Annotated in this window: 5 protein-coding genes, 1 other RNA gene and 1 pseudogene; 4 read left to right on the forward strand and 3 right to left on the reverse strand. The window is 68.7% G+C overall.

Annotation, left to right across the window (positions count from 1 at the left end):
• The coding region (locus tag VE326_04495; GenBank protein ID HYJ32457.1) for a VOC family protein at window positions 1–562 on the forward strand (562 nt) is incomplete at its 5' end.
• Here the strand turns inward: VE326_04495 and VE326_04500 are convergent.
• Together VE326_04500 and ssrA are read right to left on the reverse strand one after the other, a co-directional pair.
• A complete protein-coding gene (locus tag VE326_04500; GenBank protein ID HYJ32458.1) occupies window positions 546–2,048 on the reverse strand; it encodes a metallophosphoesterase in 1,503 nt (500 codons plus the stop codon). The two genes, VE326_04495 and VE326_04500, sit on opposite strands and share 17 nt — an antisense overlap.
• 50 nt (window positions 2,049–2,098) lie before the next feature.
• Window positions 2,099–2,453: a transfer-messenger RNA gene (gene ssrA / locus VE326_04505) on the reverse strand.
• A 296-nt stretch (window positions 2,454–2,749) separates the two neighbouring features.
• Between ssrA and VE326_04510 the strand changes: the two genes are divergently transcribed.
• The 3 genes and pseudogenes from VE326_04510 (at window position 2,750) to VE326_04520 (ending at window position 5,134) form a co-directional block, all read left to right on the forward strand.
• Window positions 2,750–3,277 (forward strand): DUF4142 domain-containing protein, encoded by a 528-nt coding sequence (locus VE326_04510; protein ID HYJ32459.1) that lies wholly within the window; start codon window positions 2,750–2,752, stop codon window positions 3,275–3,277.
• Window positions 3,278–3,344: 67 nt separating this feature from the next.
• A pseudogene (locus VE326_04515) lies at window positions 3,345–4,340 on the forward strand (nitronate monooxygenase).
• A gap of 29 nt (window positions 4,341–4,369) precedes the next feature.
• Window positions 4,370–5,134, forward strand: coding sequence for a phosphatase PAP2 family protein (locus tag VE326_04520; GenBank protein ID HYJ32460.1), 765 nt, complete (start codon window positions 4,370–4,372; stop codon window positions 5,132–5,134).
• Here the strand turns inward: VE326_04520 and VE326_04525 are convergent.
• Window positions 5,117–5,669, reverse strand: a 553-nt coding sequence (locus VE326_04525; protein HYJ32461.1) for a carboxypeptidase-like regulatory domain-containing protein, incomplete at its 5' end; no start/stop codon positions are given. The two genes, VE326_04520 and VE326_04525, sit on opposite strands and share 18 nt — an antisense overlap.

Below are 5,669 nucleotides of genomic sequence, written 5' to 3' on the forward strand. Positions count from 1 at the left end.
CCTCTATCTCTCCGATCCGGACGGCAACGGCATCGAGATCTACCGCGACCGGCCGCGCGGGGAGTGGCCCCATGCCGCGGACGGATCGGTCGCGATGACCATCGATGCCCTCGATCTCGAGAGCCTCGTGGCCGAGTCGCCTGCGGCGGCGCGCGGCGATCTTCGGCATCTGACGCCGGAATCGCTCCCGCCGGCGCCGGCGGCGACGCGCGTGGGGCACGTCCATCTCCATGTCGCCGATCTCGAGGCGGCCAAGCGCTTCTACGTCGACGTGCTCGGGTTCGACGTCGTGGCGCGCTATGGCGCGGAGGCGCTCTTCGTCTCCGCGGGCGGGTACCATCATCACGTGGGGCTGAATACGTGGGCCGGGAAGGGCGCGCCGGCGCCGCCGCCGGGATCGGCCGGGCTTCGCTGGTTCGCGCTGGAGCACGCGAGCGCGGCCGGGCGGGACGAGACCGCGGCGCGCGCGCGAGCGGCGGGGCTCGACGTCGAAGCGATCGATGCGGACTACCTGGTGCGCGATCCCTCGGGAAACGGGGTCCGGCTCACCGCACGATCGTGAGCGGCGTGCGGGCCCGCCGGGCGCCCGCGCGCACCTCGACGAAGTAGCTCCCGGACGCCACGGGGCGGCCCCGGTCATCGCGGCCGTCCCAATGCCACGCGTGCTCGCCCACGCCCAGTTCCCCCAGCTCGACCACGCGGACGCGACGCCCGGCCGCATCCAGGATCCGGAGCGAGGCGGCCGAAGGGCCGCCCAGGGTGAAGCGCAGATCGGCGGCGCCGCCCGAGGGGTTGGGACGCGCTCTCTGGACCAGGAAGCGCGGCGCCGTGCCGGACGGGTCGGCGGGAGGATTCTCCGCGTACGTGGGGGTCCCCTTCCGCAGCGTCATCATGTCGAAGACGGTCCCGTCCTCCTGGATCGCGCGCAGCGTGAGCGAATCCGCGGCCACGTCCACGGCCACGAGATGGAAGATGCTGCGCGAAAGCGCCTCGTAGGGCGCCGGAGCCGTGAGCGCGTAGAGCGCGCGGCCGCCGCCGCCGGCGACGACGTACACCGGCCCGTGCGGGTTGAAATAGGCGGGCTCCTGGACCTGGTCCACCGCGCTGCCCGAGACGATCGGATAGGTCCGCGTGTAGAAGTGATTGTGCCCCTGGAACACCATGTCCACGCCGCGCGCGAGGAAGATCGGCTCGAGCGACGCGGCGATGGCCGCATCTCCTCCATGTCCGCCGCCGTTCGAGTACATCGGCACGTGGAAGAAGACGAATTTCCAGGGCTTCGTGCTCGCGGCGAGGTCCGCGTTCAGCCAGGAGACCGCCGCCGCCGGAGGCGCGACGTTCTCGTTCACGACCTCGATCGCGGCGAAATGCGCGTTGGAGTAGTCGAAGGAGTAGCTGCGCTCCGGCCCCGAGGCGAAATTCTGAGGCAGATAGAACGCGCTCACGAAGGAGGCGCCGCCGTCGTAGTAGGTGTCGTGATTGCCGAGGACGGGATAGAAGGGGATCCGCTTCAGCGTGGGCCGGTAGATGTTGAAGTAGTAGGGGGTGAAATTGAACGGCTCCCCCTGCTCGTAGATGATGTCGCCTGTCAGGATCGCGAGATCGGCGTTCAGCGTGTCGGCGCGCGCCGCGATCAGCCGCTGGTCGGCGGTCGCGGTGCCCAGATCCCCGAACGCGAGGAAGCGGAAGGGCTCGGTCGCGACGGGCGCCGTCCGGAAGGCGCCCGCATCGAGCGTGTCCGTGTTCGAGACCACCTTGTAGCGGTAGCGCGTCGCGGGCGTCAGGCCGCTGAGCGGGACGGCGTGATCGGCGACCGTTCCAGGCTGCGTGGCCTGGAGTGCCGTGCTCCAGTTGGTCACGGGGTCGGGGCCGTACAGGACCCTGCTGGAGGACGCGACATCGGTCTGCCAGGCCACCAGCATCGAGGTCGAGGTCTGGAGCGAGAGCCAGGGCTGGCGCGTGAAGACCAACGCCTGCGCCGGCTTCGGCGCCGCGCCCAGAGACGCCAGGAGCATCATCGAGATCCGGAGGCCGCGCCGCGTCGTCATGGACGAAGGATAAACAAAAACCCCGGCCGCGGGCGACCGGGGTCGAGAATTGGTGGAGGCGGAGGGAATTGAACCCTCGTCCGAAAGCGGCTCCTGTAGGACCAGCTACGCGCGTAGTCCGCTGTTTCAGCCTTTGCGGTCCCGGACACAAGCGGACAAGGTCACGGTACCGCTATCCCGATGAAGTCTCGCCCTCTCGACTCAGGCGGATCTCGAGGGCCAGCCCACCTTCATGACGCTCGTTCCGGCCTCGGCAGGCGCAGACCGGGCGAACGCAAGCGGCTTAGTTAGGCCGCGAGAGCCAATTCAGAATTGGCTTCTGTGTTTTGCCGGTTGTTTTACGAGGCCTCCGGCACCTCGGCGCGCGTTCCTAGATTCACCACTCCGTCGAATCCATTCGCCCCCATGAGTAAGTCGTGGCTGGGTAACGGTCCGAGTGTACCACCCTGCACGGAAGTATCGGCCGGACCGCTCCATCCATTTAGACGCGCCCCGCCGGCGGCCGCTTCGTGGCCGGCGCCACGAACTCTTGTTCCATCGTCGTTCCCCTCGTACAAAGCGCTCACCCAACTCCGGGTCGCTATCAGCGATCTGATTATTGTGCAATCACTTATCGAGCCACCGACGGCTTGAGGAAAATGGCCCTCCTCTTGCGACTCCCGAAGGCAGAAGAGGTCTCACCCCAAGAGGAGGACCGAGCCATGAGACACCTCATTCGAACGAACGGCCTCGCCGTGCTGGCCGCCGCCCTGCTGTTTGGGCTCGCGGGCCAGGCGCAGGCCCAAACCGGCTACGACCGCCGCATGACGCGGGACGTGCTGTCGAAGCTGCACCATGTGAACCAGATGGAAATCCGGCTGGGGACGCTCGCGATGGCCAAGGGGCAGTCCCCGGAGGTCAGGAGCTATGGGCGCCGCCTCCGGAACGACCACAGGCGGAACGACCGGCAAGTCATGAGACTCGCGGACCGCGAAGGCCTCGAGCTCCGCGTCATCGCGCCGGACGCGCATGAGCGCGCCCTGTCGCGGCGGCTGCGGAACTCCCACGGGTCCGCGTTCGACAACGAGTTCCTGAACGCGATGGCCCAGGGGCACGCCCAGGTGCTGCAGGAGATGCGCGAGGCGCACCGGAACCTGCGCGACCCCGAAGCCAGGAGACTGATCGGAGACACGCTCCCCGCGCTCCGGAGTCATCGCAACATGGCCCGCGAGTATCGCAGCCAGATCTGACGGGCTTAGGTTCCGACTGCTGTTCTAGCGTGCTTGGTGTACGGTTCTCCCGGATTCGGAGACCGTCGCCATGATCACCCGGTTCACAAGGCTCGTCGGCTGCGGCGTTCCGCTGCAGCAGGCGGCGATCGGAAGCCTGACCAACCCCGAGCTCGCGTCCGCCGTGTCCAACGCGGGCGCGCTCGGGATGGTCTGTGTCTACGGCATGTCTCCCGACGCGATCGCCGAGATCCTGGACGCGACCCGGGCCCGGACCACCGGTCCGTTCGGCGCCAACTTCATCCTCAATTTCATGGATCCGAAGTCCCTGCACGATTGCGTCGCCGCGGCCGCCCGGGGCGCCCGCGTCGTCGAGTTCTTCTATTCCGATCCCGATCCCCGGCTGGTGCAGATCGCGCACTCCGGCGGCGCGCTCGTGAGCTGGCAAGTCGGCTCTCCCGGCGAGGCGCGCGCCGCGGCCGGCGCGGGATGCGACCTGATCGTCGCGCAGGGGGTGGAGGCGGGCGGCCACGTGCGGGGACGGACGGGGCTGATTCCGCTGCTGGATGCCGTGCTCGAGGCGGTCCCGGACCTTCCGGTGCTGGCCGCGGGCGGGATCGGCTCGGGGCGCGCCATGGCCGCGGCGCTCGCCTGCGGCGCCGACGGGGTGCGGGTCGGAACGCGGTTCGTCGCGTCCACCGAAGCGGGCGCTCACCCGCACTACGTCGAGGCGCTCATCGCGGCCGGGCCCGAAGACACGCTCCTCTCCGACACCTTCAACGCCAACTGGAAGGACGCCCCGCACCGGTGCCTGCGCGCGAGCGTGGAAGCCGCCCTGGCCTGCACGGACGAGTTCGTGGCCGAAGTCGAGGACGAGGAGACGGGAGAAATCTTCCGGATCCGAAGGCTCGGCTCGTTCACCCCCCGGGCCCAAGTGCGCGGGAACATCGGGGCGCTGCCGCACTGGGCGGGCGAATCGGTCGGAAGCGTGCGCCGGGTGCAGGGCGCCGCGGAAATCGTCCGGGAGCTGGCGGACGATTGCGAACGAAGCTCACGCTACGCCCAGAGACCCCCTCTCGCCTAGTCTTATGCGATGGATTCGGGCGTGACCCCATGAACGAAGCGGCCCCGGAGACCCCGGGCGCGCTCCACCGGGCGATCGACACGAAGGCCTTCGAGCACCCGCCGATCCGAAAGTACCGGGCGGCGGCCTTCCAGGCCTACGTGCTCATCGCCACCGTCGTGTTCGTCGTGCTCGCGGTGGCCGCGCACTACGTGCCGTACTTCCGAATCGACCTCGTCATCACGCGGGCGTTCCAGAGCGACAAGGGAGCGCTTTTCGACGGCTTGATGCGCGGACTGTCCTGGGTGGGGTTCGTCCCCCAGGTGGATCTCCTGATCGTGCTGATGATCGCCGTCCTGTTCCTGCTGGGCCTTCGATGGGAGGCGGTCGCGGCGATGTTCGCCGCCCTGGGCCCGGTGGTCGGATCGCTGATCAAGCTGATCGTCGCGCGACCCCGCCCGAGCGCCGACGTCGTCCACGTGCTGCGGCGACTCGACACGCTGAGCTTTCCCAGCGGACACGTGCTCCTGGCCACCGCGTTCTACGGATTCCTCGCGTTCCTCAGCTACGCGCTTCTCAAGCCGGGCTGGCTACGGACCATCCTTCTCGTGATCTTCGGGGTGTTCATCGCCCTGATGGGCCCCTCGCGCATCTACCTCGGCCAGCATTGGTTCAGCGACGTGATGGGGGCGTACGTCCTGGGGAGCCTGTGGCTCGCCCTCTCGGTGCGGGTCTACCGGTGGGGGAAGCTGCGGTTCTTCCTGGATCAGCCGGTCGCGGCGGAGAAGCCGCCGCCATCAGCGGGCGGGCGCTAGCTCGGCCACGCGCTCCACCACGAGCAGGATCGTTCCCGCCTTCTCCTCGGGCTGCGCTTCCACCGTGGCCGGCGCGGAGATGACGTCGTAGCGTCCGGGCGTCAGGAACTCGTCCGTCGCGACCATGAGCGCATAGTCCCGGCGTTTCTTCACGCGCAGGAAGAACTCGCCTTTCGAGTCGGTGAACACCGTCTCCTTGTCGATGTTGAGCGCGGCGCCCGGGACGGGGTTCCCCGTCACGTCCTGGACGCGGCCCTGGATCAGGTTGGAGTAGAGATGTCCCTCGGGCGCCTCGGGTCCCTTCGCCCCGCCGTAGAAGTACTGGCTGGCGTAAACGGTGTAGCGCACCGCCCCGTCGGGCCCGACGTAGCTCCCCAGGTTGGCTTGCACGCCGCCGGGCGCCTGGATGCGCGCGTGGAGCATGAGCGCCTGGCGGAAGGGGTCGCGCGGCGCGAACGGGACGTAGACGGTTTGGTATTCGGCGCCGAGGGTGACGGCGTCGAGCAGGAGGTTCCCCCCGAAGCTGACGGTGGTG

The organism is Candidatus Binatia bacterium (assembly GCA_035631035.1).
Lineage (GTDB): Bacteria > Eisenbacteria > RBG-16-71-46 > SZUA-252 > SZUA-252 > DASQJL01.